Raw genomic sequence first — 15,025 nt, 5'->3', positions numbered from 1 at the left:
ATAGTCCAGAACCATGAAAACCCCCATGCTTCCGGTCCAGCAAACCGCGCCCTGCTTCATGCCGGGTTTGCCGGGTTTTCCGCCTTGACCGGGCGCGACATCAGCGCAATGCGCGCCTCAGCCGCCGACATCTCGCCAGACAGCACCAGGTCCGCCGTCTGCATCACCGGGCAGGAAATCTGGTGTTTCGCGGCGATTTTATTGGCAATCGTGACGGTAAAGACCCCCTCGGCCAGTTTTAGTCCGGACACATCCCGGCCACTGCCGACCGCAATCCCGTAGGAAAAATTGCGCGACAATTCGGATGAACAGGTCAGCACAAGGTCGCCCAGGCCCGACAGGCCCATCAGGGTTTCGGCGCGCGCGCCCATAGCCACACTGAGCCGCGTGAGTTCCGCGTAACCCCTCGTAATCAGGGCGGCCTCGGCACTAGCGCCCATGCCGCCGCCACGGCAGATCCCGACTGCGATCGCCATGATGTTCTTGAGAGAGCCGCCGATCTGCACGCCGACGACATCATCGGATGCATAAAGCCGGATGGCGTCGCCCGACAGGGTTTGCGCCAGTGCTTGCGCATCCGCCTGCCGCGGCATCGCCAGGGTAACCGCCGTGGGCAAGCCTCGCACCACATCGGCGGCGAAACTCGGACCGGAAAGCACGCCAACGGAGTGATTCGGCAACACCCCCGAGATGACGTCGCACTGCAACTGGCCACTGCGATTGTCGATGCCCTTGGCGCAGGCAATCAGCACGGCTGTGGCGGGAAGGTGAGCGGCCGCCAGCGCCGCAACTTCGCCGGTTGATTGCGCGGGCGCGGCGAACAGCACGATGTCGGAGTTCTCAAGCGCTCTGGCCATGTCAGGCGTGGCTTCAAGCGCGTCAGGCAGGCGGGCATCGCCAAGATAGGCGTGATTGGTGTGAGTCCGTGTGATTTCTTCACAGGTCGCGGCATTCCGGCCCCAGATCCGCACCTCATGGCCCTGCCGCACAAAGGCGGCAGCAAGTGCTGTTCCCCAGGCGCCGGCGCCGAGAATGCAGATGCGGGACATCATGGGGCGGTCCTTCATTGTTGGGCTTGGGCCGGGATCAGCCTGAACCATCAAGCGTCATCCAATACTGGCCGGTGTCGATGGTGGCAAGCGAGTGACGTGTCACCGGGCGCTGACGGCCCGTGTCCGGGAAGCCCTGGTTCCATCGAGCGCCATCGCCGTACGACGCCACAAATCCGACATCAAGGTCGGGTCACGCATGGCTTCAAGCTCCCGCCATTGCGGGAACGAAGCCTCGAACATTTTGGGCGACATGCGCTGATCCTTGTAGGGATTGAGCGCGCCGCCGGCCTCAAGCACAATGCAATCAAGGGCGTCGAGCATTTTCAGCGTCCGCTCACCGGAATTGGCAAAGTCGAGTGTCAGCGTGAAACCCGGTCGCGGAAATGACATCAGGCCCGGCGAGGGCACGTCCCCAAAGCGCTTCAATACGGTGAGGAACGAGGCCGCACCATGTTTTTGAGCACATTCGATCAGGGAAATCGTTGTTTGCCGTGCGGTTTCCGCCGGGTAAACACTTTGGTGCTGAAACAGGCCGCGCGGACCGTATAGCCGGTTCCAGCCGGTGATCGCATCCAGGGGATGGAAATAGGACGACCAGCCAACAAGGCCGGTCTCGGGCTGTTTGGGGGCGCGGCCGTAATACAGCCCGTTGAAGGCCTTGAGCGTCAGACGGTTGAGCAGATTGACCGGCGGAGCGAAAGGAACCGCCAGTCTGGGCGGCGACGGTGCCCGCGCCGGTCCGCCATCCTCGGCATGATCTCCGGCCAGCATCACGCCGCGCCCGAGACGCGCGCCGCTGGCAAGCTGATCGATCCAGGCCACGGAATATTCATGTGCTGCGTCGATTGCGTCGATTGCGTCGAAATAACCGTCAATCGAGCCGAACCGGAACGCCGTTTGGCGTACATTGGCTGAAGCAACCGGCATCAGCCGGATGGTGGCGGATTCGATGATCCCCGTCAGTCCCATGCCGCCGATGGTCGCTTCAAACAGCGCCGGGTTTGTCTGAGGTGAGCAGGCTTTGCTTTCGCCGTCACCGCCAAGCAATACGAACGTAACCACCGATCTCCCGAAAGTTCCGCGACGGTGGTGATTCTTGCCGTGAACGTCATTGGCGATGGCGCCGCCCAATGTAACCTGTGCCGTTCCCGGAGTGACCTCGAGAAAGAAGCCGTGCGGCATCACCAGCGCCAGAATATCCGACAGCAGCACGCCTGCATCAGCGGTCAGGATCCCGGAGTCCGGATCGAAGGCGCGAATGGCGGCTCCCGGCTGCATCGGAATCAGCCGTCCGCGGTCGTTGTGGCAGCTGTCGCCATAGGAGCGGCCATTGCCGAAAGGCAGGAATCCGTCCGCCGCACCGCCTGTCAGATCTGCAACTCCGGCCTGGACGCGCGGATGGCGGACAACCCTGCCCCAACTGTCAAACTTCGCGGTGATCGGCATCACATTTTCCAGGCGGCCAGGAGCACCAGGCAGGCGCCGACTATCGTGGTGAGCTGGCTGCGCCAGTCACGCATGATGAACACCACCGGATCCTCGTGCATCTGGGAGCGGCGTGCGAGAATCCAGATTCGCAGCAGCATGTAGAGAATCAACGGACACAGCGGCCACAGCAGCGCGGGCTGGGGATACATGGAGGCGACCTCTTTGCTGTCCACATAAAGCGCCAGAACCATGGCTGCCGAGAATGCCGAGGCGATCCCCGCCTGACCGATCATATCCTTGTCGGAGCCAATATAACTGCGGCCCTTGAGCTGCGTTCCCGCATCGTCGGCAAGCTCGTCAAGTTCGACATACCGTTTGACCAGTGCAAGGCTGAGAAAAAAGAAGATCGAAAAGGCCAGCAACCAGAATGAGAGATCGACACCGGTTGCCGCAGCACCCGCCACGATACGCACGGTGTAAAGCGTCGCCAGGGTGAACACATCGACCAGCAGTTTGCGCTTGAGCACAAAGGTGTAGGCCGTGGTGATCACCGCATAGGCGGACAGGACCAACCAGAACTGCGGCGGCAGCAGGCTCGCCAGTCCGATCGAGGCAACCACAAGCACCACCGCTGTGACCGAGGCCGCCGGGATCGACACTGCGCCGCTGGCCAGCGGCCGCAGCCGCTTTCGCGGGTGATGCCGGTCATTGGCAAGGTCGGAAATGTCATTGATGACATAGACTGTGGAAGCGAGAAAACTGAAGGAGAAGAAGGCTGCAATCCCGGCCAGAACCAACCCGACATCGGCATATTCATGATTGAGCACAAGCGGAACCGCGATCAGCACATTCTTGAGCCATTGATGCACACGTATGGATTTGAGAATGGCCAGGGGCGAGTCCTTTTCCAACGGAAGCATCTCCGCGTCGTGGCTCGCGCCCCAGCGTGTGGCTGCCATATCCGGAGCCACGATGATGGCGCGTCGCGCGGCATCGAAAACCGTGATGTCGTCACGACTGTTGCCGGCGTAGTCGAAACCGCCATCCCCACACAGAGCCACCAGCCGGTCGCGTTTGCGGCGCGCTGTGAGATTTTCGCTGCCTGATGAATGCAAGACCCGGTCAAACAGCCCGAGATGACTGGCGATGACACTGGCGGTCGATTCGGCTGCACCCGTGACCAGCCAGACCGGCTGACCTGATTTGCGCGCGAGCTCGATTCGGGCGATGACCTCTGCACGGTAGGGCCAATCACCACCCTTGCTCTGATACCGGGCGGCGATTTCGCGTTTCAGCACCGCTTTGCCGGCAATCGCCCAGGCAAAGACTGCAAAGATCAGCCATGGCCGGCGGATCAGCACCGAAGCCAGCCCCTCCCAAAGCGTGTCGGTGGCGACCAATGTTCCGTCAAGATCAATACAAAGCGGCACGCGCCGATTGTCGCTCACAGCATCCATGATTGTGTCCTCGCCTCAGTCAAACGCGACTTTTGCAGAAAAACACTTCAATTCAGGTAAAAGACCCTGGATTATCCCCCATGCAGGACATCAGCAGCCGCGATTTTCCGAAGTGTGGTTATCAAAACCTTGCACGAACGGCGGTTCGTTCCGGCATATGCGCCCGCAGCACTTGAGGATCCACCCGGATCCCGGACGAACATTCCGGATCAAGCCTTTATCCGCCAAGCCGAACCAGCGCATTGGCGGATGGCGTGCGGTGAAAACAGGAAAATGGTGGAGCCAAGCGGGATCGAACCGCTGACCTCCTGCATGCCATGCAGGCGCTCTCCCAGCTGAGCTATGGCCCCGGGACGCAAGAGATTGATACAAGACCTCAATCCCTGCGAGTAACCAGCCACTCATCCGTGGCGGGCAGGTGCGGCTTCATACTTCTGCAGCCGCACAAGATCAAGATGAAAATTCAATCCTTGTTGCGGTTTTGGAAACCAGACGGGTTCCGGACCGGGATCAAATTTGTCTTACTGGTCGTCATCGTCGTCATTGACGCCGATAATGTCGCTGACGTCGTCATCATCATCATCGTCGTCATCGGCCAGGAACGTATCGTCGTCGTCATCATCGTCGATCTCGACATCATCATCGATGTCGGGAAGGTCCTCGGATTTGCCGGTACTCGTGGCATCCTCGTCGGCCTCTTCAAGAGAAACGATTTCGACGTCAGCCGAATCACCATCGGTTTCCGCGACTTCTTCCTCTTCCTCTTTCACTTTCTCGATTATGGCAACTTTTGCCGTCTCTTCGAAATATGAAGTCGGGTATTCCTTGCCCGTATAAGGCGATACGATTGGATCTTTGTTCAGATCATAGAATTTGCGCCCGGTTTCGGGGCAAACGCGTTTTGTTCCAAGTTCCGGTTTTGCCACTGTCGAAGCCTCTTGAACTGGCAGGAAGGTTTAGGGCGGTCTCGCCCGGCTTCCCGTTTCGGCGGTCCGGTCCCCATAATGATGTTGAACGCGGCTGTCAAAGCCATTCTCAATGAAATTTGAACCAATCCGGATGACGCGCCCCCTGAGGCTGTGGTACTCACCCGGTCACACGAAGCCGGGCCTCCGGCCAATCCCGACCAGACCAGCCGGAAATCAGTCCATGGGCCACGCCACCACAATGCTTCATCCCGCCACCGCCACAAGGAGTGCAGCGCTCAAGGGCGACATCCGCATTCCGGGCGACAAATCGATTTCGCACCGGTCTTTCATGTTTGGCGGCCTTGCCGAAGGCGAAACCCGGATCACCGGCTTGCTCGAGGGTGAGGATGTGATCAACACCGGCAAGGCGATGCAGGCCATGGGTGCCTCTGTTCGCAAGGACGGCGACACCTGGATCATCAATGGTGTGGGCAACGGCTGTCTGCTGGCGCCGGCAGCGGCGCTTGATTTCGGCAACGCCGGCACCGGATGCCGGCTGACCATGGGGCTGATGGGTCCTTACGATTTCGAAACCACCTTCGTCGGCGACGCGTCGCTGTCGCGCCGCCCGATGGGCCGCGTGCTGGATCCGCTGCGGCAGATGGGTGTTCAGGTCAAATCCGAAGCAGGCGACCGGTTGCCGGTGACGTTGCGTGGTCCACGCGCGCCGGCGCCGATCAACTACCGGGTGCCGATGGCCTCGGCCCAGGTCAAATCCGCCGTTCTGCTGGCAGGTCTCAACATCCCCGGCATCACAACGGTGATCGAGCCAGTGATGACCCGCGATCATACCGAGAAGATGCTGAAGGGCTTTGGCGCGGCGCTGGACGTGGAAACCGATTCTGCCGGTGTCCGGACAATCCGGCTGGAAGGACGCGGCGTGCTGAGCGGACAGACCATCGATGTCCCCGGCGACCCCTCGTCGACCGCTTTCCCGCTGGTGGCGGCGCTGATCGTGCCGGGATCCGATGTCACCATCCGCAATGTTTTGATGAATCAGACCCGAACCGGACTGATCCTGACGCTGCAGGAAATGGGGGCCGACATTGAAGTCCTCGATCCGCGCCAGGCCGGAGGCGAGGATGTCGCCGATCTCAGGGTCCGCTCATCGGAACTCAAGGGCGTGACGGTGCCAGCCGACCGGGCGCCGTCAATGATCGACGAATATCCGGTGCTGGCGATTGCCGCCAGTTTCGCCAGCGGCGAAACCATGATGCCGGGGCTTGAGGAGTTGCGGGTCAAGGAAAGCGACCGGCTTGCCGCCGTGGCGCGCGGGCTGGAAATCAACGGCGTTGATTGCACCGAGGGAGACGACTGGCTTTCGGTGCGGGGCCGTCCGGACGGCAAAGGCCTTGGCGGTCGATCCAAGGATGCCGTCGTCGCCACCTGGCTTGATCATCGCATCGCCATGAGCTTTCTGGTCATGGGGCTTGCCAGCGAGCATCCGGTCAATGTTGACGACTGCTCGATCATCGCCACCAGCTTTCCCGAATTCATGGACATGATGACCGGCATGGGCGCGGAAATCACGCAGACATGACCCACAAGACAATCGAGTTTCACTACGATCTGATTTCGCCCTTCGCCCATGTGGCGCTGAAGCGGTTTGGCGAATTGCCGGGGGATGTGACGGTCAGGCCGGTTCCGGTGCTTCTCGGCGCCATCCTGACGCATTGGGGCCAGCGCGGGCCGGCCGAAATTTCGGCCAAACGGATGCACACCTACCGGCTGTCGGTTTTCCTGGGTCAAAAATACGGGCTCGACATGCGGTTTCCGCCGCGCCACCCGTTCAATCCGCTCAAGGCGCTCAGGCTGCTGGCCGGTGTGGATGCGGATCTGGCCACCGTGCAGCGCGCCTTCGACCTCGTCTTTGAACAGGGCCGGGCTCCAGACACCGATGATGAGCTGGCAGCCTTTGCAAATGCGATCGGGGTACCGGTTGCCCTGGCAAGCGATGACGCGGCAAAGCTTGCACTGCGCGCCAACACCGATCAGGCCATCGCCCATGGCGTCTTTGGTGTGCCGAGTTTCGTCTGTGAAACGGCCTCGGGCCATGAGGTGTTCTGGGGCGTCGACGCGTTCGACATGCTGTTGGCCTGGCTGGACGATGACACACTGTTCGAGCGCGAACCCTATCGGCATCTGGGTGCGGTGACTGTCGGGATCGAGCGCAAATGAACGGCCGCCACCTGCATGCTTCCGGGTACAGTCCGGTCGGCCCTGAACCACTCTGTGTGCGTGTGCAATTTCCAGCCGGGGTCTAGGCCGATGTACCTGCCGCCGCAATTTGCCGAAACAGACGGGACCGTGCTGCGGGCGTTGATTGCCGCGCATCCGCTGGGTCTGTTGATTTCGACTTCGCCGACAGGTTTGCTCGCCAATCCGGTTCCGTTTCTGGTCTCCTTCAAGGATGGCGTCACCACGCTGCGCACCCACCTTTCCAGAGCCAATGAGCAATGGCGGCATGTCAGCGATGGCTCGGACGTGCTGGTGGTGTTTCAGGGAGCCGACAGCTATGTGACGCCATCGTGGTATGCGTCCAAGGCCGAGCACGGCAAGGTGGTGCCGACCTGGAACTATGCCATGGTGCAGGCCCGCGGAACGGCCACTGTTCACGAAAGCTCAGACTGGCTCGCTCCGCAGGTGAGTGAGTTGACCGACCGGCATGAAATGGACCGCAAGGACGCCTGGAAAGTCGATGATGCGCCAGAAGCGTTTGTGGCAGCGCAATTGCGCGGCATCGTCGGCATCGAAATCGCAGTCACCGAATTGAGCGGCAAATGGAAAGTCAGCCAGAACAGGACGGAAGCCGACCGGCACGGCGTTCAGGCGGGCCTGGCGGCGCAGGGCGATGCGGCGATGGCCCGGCTGGTCGGGCATCATGGCAGCCTGCACAACACCAAGGAGAAGCCATGACATCTCAAAAACAGCACTTCGTGATTGCCGTTGACGGACCGGCGGCAGCCGGCAAGGGCACGCTGTCGCGCAAGCTGGCAGAGCATTACGGGCTCCGGCATCTCGACACCGGGCTGACCTACCGCGCCACGGCGAAGGCTCTGATTGATCGCGGGCTGCCGCTTGATGACGAGAGCGTGGCGGCGGATACTGCACGCGGTCTTGATCTGTCTGGGCTTGATCGCACAATACTCTCAGCCCACGAGATCGGCGAGGCCGCCTCGAAGGTCGCGGTGATGCCAAAGGTGCGCAAGGCGCTGGTCGAGGCGCAGCGGGCCTTCGCAAGGGCCCCGTCAGGTGCGGTGCTCGATGGCCGCGATATCGGCACCGTCGTGTGCCCGGATGCGCTGATCAAGTTCTATGTCACGGCAAGCCCCGCAGTGCGGGCCAGGCGGCGCCATGACGAAATCACCGGCAAGGGCGGATCAGCCGATCTGGCCTCGATTCAGGCCGATATTGAAAAGCGCGACGCCCGTGACACCGAACGCGCCGACTCACCGCTCAGGCCCGCAACCGATGCGCACTTGCTAGATACCACCGAAATGGGTATAGAAGCCGCGTTCGAAGCTGCCCGGCGTCTCGTGGATGCTGCGCTCGAACACTGAAGAAAGCCAGCGAGCCTGTCCCGCGCCGTACTTGTCCCACCTCCGAGAGGTTTGGGACAGACAGGCATCGCCGGTCCGAACAACACCAACCAGGCGCATCCGACCGAACGCCACGTGCGCGGTCACCAGGAGAATTCATGTCTAACACTGAAACCATGACAGAGGATTTTGCATCCCTGTTCGCCGAATCCATTGCCACGCAGGACCTTGCTGAAGGCTATGTCGCCAAGGGCATCGTGATGGCCATCGAGAAGGACGTCGCGATCATCGACGTCGGTCTCAAGGTCGAAGGCCGCGTGCCGCTGAAGGAATTCGGCGCCAAGGCAAAGGACGGCACGCTCGCTGTCGGAGACGAAGTCGAAGTCTATGTCGAGCGCATCGAAAACGCACTTGGCGAAGCCATGCTGTCGCGCGAGAAGGCTCGCCGCGAGGAAAGCTGGGTTCGTCTGGAAGAGAAGTTCAACGCGCAGGAGCGTGTTGAAGGTGTCATCTTCAATCAGGTCAAGGGCGGCTTCACCGTCGATCTGGACGGCGCCGTGGCCTTCCTGCCGCGCAGCCAGGTCGACATCCGTCCGATCCGCGACGTTTCCCCGCTGATGCACATCCCGCAGCCGTTCGAAATCCTCAAGATGGACAAACGCCGCGGCAACATCGTGGTCTCGCGCCGTACCGTTCTCGAAGAGAGCCGTGCCGAACAGCGTTCGGAAATCGTGCAGAACCTCGAAGAAGGCCAGACCGTTGAAGGCATGGTCAAGAACATCACCGATTACGGTGCGTTCGTTGATCTTGGCGGCATCGACGGCCTGCTGCACGTCACCGACATGGCATGGCGCCGCGTCAACCATCCGTCCGAGATCCTGTCGATCGGCCAGACCGTCAAGGTCCAGATCATCCGCATCAACCAGGACACACACCGCATCTCGCTGGGCATGAAGCAGCTGGAAAGCGATCCGTGGGATGGCATCGGCGTCAAGTACCCTGCCGGCAAGCGCATCACCGGTACCGTGACCAACATCACCGACTACGGCGCATTCGTCGAGCTGGAGCCGGGCATCGAAGGCCTGATCCACGTTTCGGAAATGTCCTGGACCAAGAAGAACGTGCACCCCGGCAAGATCCTGTCCACGACGCAGGAAGTTGACGTCGTCGTTCTCGAAGTCGACCCCAACAAGCGCCGCATTTCGCTCGGTCTCAAGCAGACGCTGGAGAATCCTTGGGAAGTGTTCGCACAGAGCCACCCTGCCGGCACCGAAGTCGAAGGCGAAGTCAAGAACAAGACCGAATTCGGCCTGTTCATCGGCCTCGAAGGCGATGTCGACGGCATGGTTCACCTCTCCGACCTCGACTGGAACCGTCCGGGCGAGCAGGTCATCGAAGAGTACAACAAGGGCGACATGGTCAAGGCCGTCGTGCTTGATGTCGATGTCGACAAGGAACGCATCTCGCTGGGCATCAAGCAGCTTGGCAAGGATTCCATCGGCGACGCAGCCGCTTCCGGCGAACTGCGCAAGAACGCTGTCGTTTCGGCCAAGGTGACTGCAATCACCGACGGTGGTCTCGAAGTGGTTCTGGTTGATCACGAAGACCTGTCTTCGTTCATCCGCCGTTCGGACCTGTCGCGTGACCGTGACGAGCAGCGCCCGGAGCGTTTCTCGGTCGGCCAGACAGTCGACGCCCGCGTCACCAGCTTCTCCAAGAAGGACCGCAAGGTCGGCCTGTCGATCAAGGCGCTGGAAATCGCCGAAGAGAAGCAGGCAGTCGCACAGTTCGGTTCATCCGACTCGGGCGCTTCGCTCGGCGACATTCTCGGCGCAGCCCTGAAGAAGCAAAGCGGCGACGAATAAATCGCACTCGCTTCAAGAGACCTGAACAAACGAACCCGCCGGAGCTATCCGGCGGGTTTTTTGTCAGTAACCACCGATTACGGGCAGGATTTCGCCGGTGATGAAGCTGGCGGTTTGTGGGGATGCGAGGAAGACGAAGGCGGGCGCAATCTCTTCCGGTTGGGCCGGGCGGTTCATCGGAGCCTGTTTGCCGAACTGCCTTACCTGCCCGCTCGGCCGGTCTGAGGGGTTGAGCGGAGTCCATACCGGTCCCGGCGCGACGCAATTGACCCGAATCCCCCTGTCCATCAGGTTGGAGGAGAGAGCCCGCGTAAACGCGTGTATGCCGCCCTTTGTCATCGAATAGTCGACCAACTCGCCCGACCCGTCGATTCCGGTGGTTGATCCGGTGTTGACGATGGCGGACCCCTTGCCCAGATGCGGCACGGCCGCCTTGCACATGTTGAAATAGCCGTACAAGTTTGTCTTCAAAGTCTCGTCAAAATGCGCGTAGGTCAGGTCTTCGAAATTGAAGGCGTGGTACTGGAATGCCGCATTGTTAACGAGGATATCCAGCCCCCCGAAGGCTTCCACCGTGGTTGCGACCGCCGCCTCGCATTGTGTATTGTCACGAACATCGCCAGAGATGATGATACAGCGGCGACCCTCTTTTTCGACCATAGCCTTGGTGTCTTCCGCATCCTTGTGTTCAGCCAGATAGAATATGGCCACATCGGCGCCTTCGCGTGCGAAGAGGACAGCAACGGATCGCCCAATGCCTGAATCCCCGCCTGTGACGATCGCCGTCTTGCCCTCGAGCTTACCCGAGCCGCGATAGAACGGCGCGTCGTAGAGCGGCGTGGGATCGAGCGTATGTTCAGATCCGGGTTTGTTCTGGTGCGCCTGCGGGAACGGCGGGACCGGGTACTCCCTGGCCCCTGCTTGCATCGCCTTGGGGGCCTGGGCCTTGGCTTCCTGACTGCCGGAGTTTGCATCGGCCGCATCGACCTGGTCCTGGATCGCACGCTGGGTGCGTACGGCGTCTTCAACGGATCGGTTCTCGGTCATCGCTGTCTCCTGAAAGATACATCTTTCAGACAACGGAGTTGACGCGAGATTTGTTCCCGGATCCTTTTTGGGCGTCTTCGTCAGGTGACGAATGGGATTTAAGTCGTCTCCCGACAAGCCCGTCTATATGGACTCCCCGCCGCCGGGCGGCAGCACGAGCACGAAGTTCACCGCCCGCAAACCGGTTGCAAATATCTGACGCCCGCAAGAGCGGGCGTCCCGGACCGAAACCGGAAAAAGGCCCGGTTATTCACGCCGGTTATGTCCGGTTGTCATGCGGGCGGCTTTGATAAAAACGCATTTTGGGCCCGAACGGTTCCCTGTCGATTTGGGCCCGCTCAGCTGTGCGCGAAAATGTCGGTCTCTTCCCAGCCCATCAGGTCGAGCTTGGCCCGGGTCGGCAGAAACTCGAAGCAGGCCTTCGCATGGGTTTCACGTCCGTCGCGCACCAGCCGGGCAGTCAGCTTTTCGGTCAGCGCGTGCAGGTGCAGGACATCGGACGCGGCATATTCGAGCTGCGCGGGGGTGAGCGTTTCGGCGGCCCAGTCCGAGGATTGCTGCTGCTTCGACAGGTCAATGTCGAGGAGCTCCTTGGTCACGTCCTTGAGCCCGTGCCGGTCGGTATAGGTACGGCAAAGCCGCGAGGCGATCTTGGTGCAGAACACCGGCGTGGTGGTCACCCCGAACGCATTGAAGAGCACTGCGATATCAAAACGGCCGAAATGGAACAGCTTGCGCTTGTTCTCGTCTTCCAGCAGCTTCACCAGGTTGGGCGCGCTCGTTTGGCCAGCGGCGATCTGGATCACATCGGCTGATCCATCGCCCGGCGACAATTGCACCACGCACAGCCGGTCACGGCGCGGCACAAGGCCCAGTGTCTCGGTGTCGATGGCGATATCGCCTTTGTAAAGCGCCATCGCGGTTTCGGAAATGTCGCCCTTGTGGGTCCGTATTTCGGCCATTGGTGATGTGTCCTCGTTTCGATTGTTCCCGGCTATAGCCCGGGGACTTGCTGTCGCGCAAGAAAACGGCCGGGCAAAGCCTCGCCCGGCCGTCCTGATCAATCTAGCGCGCGTCGCAGTCAAATGGAGTCAGGCGACGCGCGTCAGCTCTTGGGTTCTGCATGTCGTTATCGCAAAACCGCAGGACACTTTTGCGCGACATGCATCAGCGGCCCGCAGCCCTTCTGTCCCTTAGTAGGGGCAGGCGTTGTCCGACATGTAGTCGTGGACGGTGATCTTGCCGGCGATGATGTCAGCCCTGGCGGCTTCCACCGCGGCCTTCATTTCTTCGGTGACCAGCGGCGCGTTGTTGTCGTCCATGGCGTAGTCAACACCGTCTTCGGCGAGGCCGAGCGAGCTGAAGCCATAGGAGAACTTGTCATCCATGGCGTCCTTGAAGGCGTTGTAGACAGCCACGTCGACACGCTTGACCATCGAGGTGAGAACCTTGCCCGGCTGCAGCCCGTTCTGGTTGGAATCAACGCCGATGCCGAGCTTGCCGGCGTCAGCGGCAGTCTGCAGCACACCGATGCCGGTGCCGCCGGCTGCCGCATAGACCACGTCGGAGCCCTGATCGATCTGCGACTTGGTGATCTCGCCGCCCTTGACCGGGTCGTTCCATGCATCCGGCGTGGTGCCGGTCATGGCTTCCAGCACCTTTGCGTCAGGGTTTGTGGCCAGCACGCCGCCCTTGTAGCCGCAGGAAAACTTGCGGATCAGCGGAATGTCCATGCCGCCGATGAAGCTCACCGTGCCGGTCTCGGAGGCCTTGGCGGCCATCACGCCGACCAGGAAGGAGCCTTCCTGTTCCTTGTAGACAACCGAACGAACGTTGGGCTTGTCAACGACCATGTCGATGATGGCAAAATTGGTATCCGGATATTCATCGGCAACCTTTTCGAGCGCAGCACCCCAGGAGAACCCTGCCATGACGATCGGGTTGTTGCCGTCCTTGGCGAAGCGGCGAAGCGCCTGTTCGCGCTGGGCGTCGTTGGCGATTTCGAAATCCCGGTAGTCAATCCCGGTCTCGGTCTTGAACTTTTCGGCGCCGCCATAGGCAGCCTCATTGAAGGATTTGTCGAACTTGCCGCCGAGGTCGTAAATGATTGCCGGCTTGATGTCGGCGGCCATGGCGGTCGCCGACATGGCGGCCATAGCGAGGAAGCTCAAAAGCGTGCGTTTCATAGTGTGCAGCCCTGTAGGTTATGTGTTGATCTTTATTGGTCCTCCCGCAGCCCGGGTGGGCAGACCTGCGGAGTTTGCCGGCCGAGCGAGGCCGGAAGCAGATATCCTTGCATGGCTTTGGGCAGAATCCAACGCCGATTTTGAACCCCGGCAGGAGAAACTGTCTGCCGCCGTGTCATCTTGCGAGTGTCCACACGTCAGGTGTTACGCCTGTTTGGGAAAAGCAACGCCGGTTCCCTTCAAGCCGGATTGGGCATTTGGATTTTTGACCGCGTGTTGCTGGTGATTGGCTTCAGCATAATAGAATTCCGTGGCCGGCGTGATCGCGGTGACGATCCGGCCGCTGTGTCCGGCTGCCGCGAGCGCTTCCTGATAGGCATCGAGGGCGGCCTCGGCCTGCTCGCGTTGCAACTGGGTCGTGGTGAAGATCGCCGAGCGGAAAAATGTGCCGATATCGTTGCCCTGCCGCATGCTCTGGGTCGGGTCGTGCCTTTCAAAGAAAATCTCCAGAAGCGTGCGGTAGCCGATCCGCGCCGGATCGAACACCAGCATGACTGTCTCGGTGTGGCCGGTGAGCGCCGTCATCAGGTCCTGGTAGGTCGGATTGGGCGTAAACCCGCCGGCGTAACCGGCCGCGGTCACATGAATCCCCTCGAGCGGCCAGAACAGCTTCTCGGCAGCAGAGAACCGTCCCATGGCGAAATAGGCGATTTCCATCGCGCCGGGGAAGGGGCCCTTGAGAGCCCGGCCATTGACGGCATGGGCGGGCGCCGTTTCGATCGGGTCGGGGCGCCCCGCCAGCGCTTCCGCCCGGGTTGGCATGGTGGTCTTCCGCTGAAACATCTCGACGAGAAACATGCTGGCTCCTTCTACAACGCGCGCCGGTTTGGCCCCAGACCGCTCCCGCACTCAAATGCTCAAGCCGCGAAACGGCCCGCCGGTCTGGCCCGGCGATATCCTGCCAGATAGAAGATCAGCGAAAGCACCAGAAACACGGCGAATGCAGGTTGCGCCAGCACCCATGTGACGCCCGGATCCCAGACCCAGGATGGCAGATGGGCAGTGAACAGTCCCTCAAACTGCGCCAGCGTATCGGGACTGTTGCCGGACCAGGTGTCGATCAGCGGGGTCAGCACCGGTTGCCCCGCGGCAACGGACTGGATGGCGTCGACCAGCCCGGCGATAACCGCGAACACCAGAAAAACCATGCTCAGCACCCGTACCACAAACCGCATGCAATCCTCCGGAACGACAAAAGCCCAAGGGCCAGCCATGTAAGCCAAGCCATTGACATAAAGGCCGGAAAACATTCATGCAATGGCCAGGTCGCAACGCCGCCGCCGGCTCGCTCGAAATGACCCATTCCGCAATTCGGTGACCGGAAAAATTAGCCTGCGAAAAGAGATTGTTAGCCCAATATTCAGGTCCAGGTGTCACTCAGAACCGCTGGCAGCGCAACAATGTCGTCTCAAGCGCCAGATAG

At 60.8% G+C, this 15,025-nt stretch carries 14 protein-coding genes and 1 tRNA gene; 5 read left to right on the top strand and 10 right to left on the bottom strand.

Annotated features, from left to right (window positions below):
- Positions 1-56: 56 nt before the first annotated feature.
- The 5 genes from ABJN75_RS13345 to ABJN75_RS13325 form a co-directional block, all read right to left on the bottom strand.
- Positions 57-1,052, bottom strand: coding sequence for an NAD(P)H-dependent glycerol-3-phosphate dehydrogenase (locus ABJN75_RS13345; protein ID WP_348440081.1), 996 nt, complete (start codon positions 1,050-1,052; stop codon positions 57-59).
- A 99-nt stretch (positions 1,053-1,151) separates the two neighbouring features.
- On the bottom strand, positions 1,152-2,492 hold the full coding sequence (locus ABJN75_RS13340) for an FAD-binding oxidoreductase (protein ID WP_348440146.1): 1,341 nt from the start codon (positions 2,490-2,492) through the stop codon (positions 1,152-1,154).
- 5 nt (positions 2,493-2,497) lie between these two features.
- Positions 2,498-3,937: a UbiA family prenyltransferase gene (locus ABJN75_RS13335; RefSeq protein WP_348440080.1), complete on the bottom strand. Its 1,440-nt coding sequence runs from the start codon at positions 3,935-3,937 to the stop codon at positions 2,498-2,500.
- A gap of 274 nt (positions 3,938-4,211) precedes the next feature.
- Positions 4,212-4,287 (bottom strand) — tRNA-Ala (locus ABJN75_RS13330).
- Between the two features lie 171 nt (positions 4,288-4,458).
- Positions 4,459-4,863 carry a TIGR02300 family protein gene (locus tag ABJN75_RS13325; protein WP_348440079.1) on the bottom strand — a complete coding sequence of 135 codons (405 nt, stop codon included), beginning with the start codon at positions 4,861-4,863 and terminating at the stop codon, positions 4,459-4,461.
- 241 nt (positions 4,864-5,104) lie between these two features.
- Here ABJN75_RS13325 and aroA point away from each other — a divergent pair, with 241 nt between their 5' ends.
- From aroA to rpsA, 5 genes are all read left to right on the top strand, one after another.
- Entirely contained in the window at positions 5,105-6,445 is a 1,341-nt protein-coding gene (aroA, locus tag ABJN75_RS13320) for a 3-phosphoshikimate 1-carboxyvinyltransferase (protein WP_348440145.1), read from the top strand.
- Entirely contained in the window at positions 6,442-7,083 is a 642-nt protein-coding gene (locus ABJN75_RS13315; RefSeq protein ID WP_348440078.1) for a 2-hydroxychromene-2-carboxylate isomerase, read from the top strand. Before aroA ends, ABJN75_RS13315 begins: the two co-directional genes overlap by 4 nt.
- A 90-nt stretch (positions 7,084-7,173) precedes the next feature.
- Positions 7,174-7,821, top strand: coding sequence for an FMN-binding negative transcriptional regulator (locus ABJN75_RS13310; protein WP_348440077.1), 648 nt, complete (start codon positions 7,174-7,176; stop codon positions 7,819-7,821).
- Positions 7,818-8,465, top strand: coding sequence for a (d)CMP kinase (gene cmk, locus ABJN75_RS13305; protein WP_348440076.1), 648 nt, complete (start codon positions 7,818-7,820; stop codon positions 8,463-8,465). The genes ABJN75_RS13310 and cmk overlap by 4 nt, the downstream gene beginning before the upstream one ends.
- Before the next feature lie 137 nt (positions 8,466-8,602).
- Positions 8,603-10,309: a 30S ribosomal protein S1 gene (rpsA, locus tag ABJN75_RS13300; protein ID WP_348440075.1), complete on the top strand. Its 1,707-nt coding sequence runs from the start codon at positions 8,603-8,605 to the stop codon at positions 10,307-10,309.
- Positions 10,310-10,372: 63 nt separating this feature from the next.
- Here the strand turns inward: rpsA and ABJN75_RS13295 are convergent, their stop codons facing one another.
- The 5 genes from ABJN75_RS13295 to ABJN75_RS13275 form a co-directional block, all read right to left on the bottom strand.
- Positions 10,373-11,356, bottom strand: a complete 984-nt coding sequence (locus ABJN75_RS13295) for an SDR family oxidoreductase (protein WP_348440074.1) — start codon at positions 11,354-11,356, stop codon at positions 10,373-10,375.
- Between the two features lie 338 nt (positions 11,357-11,694).
- Positions 11,695-12,318 carry a ribonuclease D gene (locus ABJN75_RS13290; RefSeq protein ID WP_348440073.1) on the bottom strand — a complete coding sequence of 208 codons (624 nt, stop codon included), beginning with the start codon at positions 12,316-12,318 and terminating at the stop codon, positions 11,695-11,697.
- 231 nt (positions 12,319-12,549) lie between these two features.
- Positions 12,550-13,542, bottom strand: coding sequence for a BMP family ABC transporter substrate-binding protein (locus ABJN75_RS13285; RefSeq protein WP_348440072.1), 993 nt, complete (start codon positions 13,540-13,542; stop codon positions 12,550-12,552).
- Positions 13,543-13,746: 204 nt separating this feature from the next.
- Entirely contained in the window at positions 13,747-14,400 is a 654-nt protein-coding gene (msrA, locus tag ABJN75_RS13280) for a peptide-methionine (S)-S-oxide reductase MsrA (protein ID WP_348440071.1), read from the bottom strand.
- Positions 14,401-14,459: 59 nt separating this feature from the next.
- Positions 14,460-14,777 carry a hypothetical protein gene (locus ABJN75_RS13275; RefSeq protein WP_348440070.1) on the bottom strand — a complete coding sequence of 106 codons (318 nt, stop codon included), beginning with the start codon at positions 14,775-14,777 and terminating at the stop codon, positions 14,460-14,462.
- Positions 14,778-15,025 lie beyond the last annotated feature (248 nt).

The organism is Hoeflea sp., assembly GCF_039975035.1.
In the GTDB taxonomy this organism is placed as follows: Bacteria; Pseudomonadota; Alphaproteobacteria; order Rhizobiales; family Rhizobiaceae; genus Hoeflea.
Note: the sequence above shows the minus strand (reverse complement) of the source record. Positions and strands in the feature narration are given on the sequence as shown.

What these genes read in the sequence shown, in the direction of transcription:
- ABJN75_RS13335 (WP_348440080.1), bottom strand. Translation starts at nt 3,937, where the DNA reads ATGGATGCTGTGAGCGACAATCGGCGCGTGCCGCTTTGTATTGATCTT.
- ABJN75_RS13310 (WP_348440077.1), top strand. Translation starts at nt 7,174, where the DNA reads ATGTACCTGCCGCCGCAATTTGCCGAAACAGACGGGACCGTGCTGCGG.
- rpsA (WP_348440075.1), top strand. Translation starts at nt 8,603, where the DNA reads ATGTCTAACACTGAAACCATGACAGAGGATTTTGCATCCCTGTTCGCC.
- ABJN75_RS13345 (WP_348440081.1), bottom strand. Translation starts at nt 1,052, where the DNA reads ATGATGTCCCGCATCTGCATTCTCGGCGCCGGCGCCTGGGGAACAGCA.
- ABJN75_RS13315 (WP_348440078.1), top strand. Translation starts at nt 6,442, where the DNA reads ATGACCCACAAGACAATCGAGTTTCACTACGATCTGATTTCGCCCTTC.
- cmk (WP_348440076.1), top strand. Translation starts at nt 7,818, where the DNA reads ATGACATCTCAAAAACAGCACTTCGTGATTGCCGTTGACGGACCGGCG.
- aroA (WP_348440145.1), top strand. Translation starts at nt 5,105, where the DNA reads ATGCTTCATCCCGCCACCGCCACAAGGAGTGCAGCGCTCAAGGGCGAC.
- msrA (WP_348440071.1), bottom strand. Translation starts at nt 14,400, where the DNA reads ATGTTTCTCGTCGAGATGTTTCAGCGGAAGACCACCATGCCAACCCGG.
- ABJN75_RS13295 (WP_348440074.1), bottom strand. Translation starts at nt 11,356, where the DNA reads ATGACCGAGAACCGATCCGTTGAAGACGCCGTACGCACCCAGCGTGCG.
- ABJN75_RS13285 (WP_348440072.1), bottom strand. Translation starts at nt 13,542, where the DNA reads ATGAAACGCACGCTTTTGAGCTTCCTCGCTATGGCCGCCATGTCGGCG.
- ABJN75_RS13290 (WP_348440073.1), bottom strand. Translation starts at nt 12,318, where the DNA reads ATGGCCGAAATACGGACCCACAAGGGCGACATTTCCGAAACCGCGATG.
- ABJN75_RS13275 (WP_348440070.1), bottom strand. Translation starts at nt 14,777, where the DNA reads ATGCGGTTTGTGGTACGGGTGCTGAGCATGGTTTTTCTGGTGTTCGCG.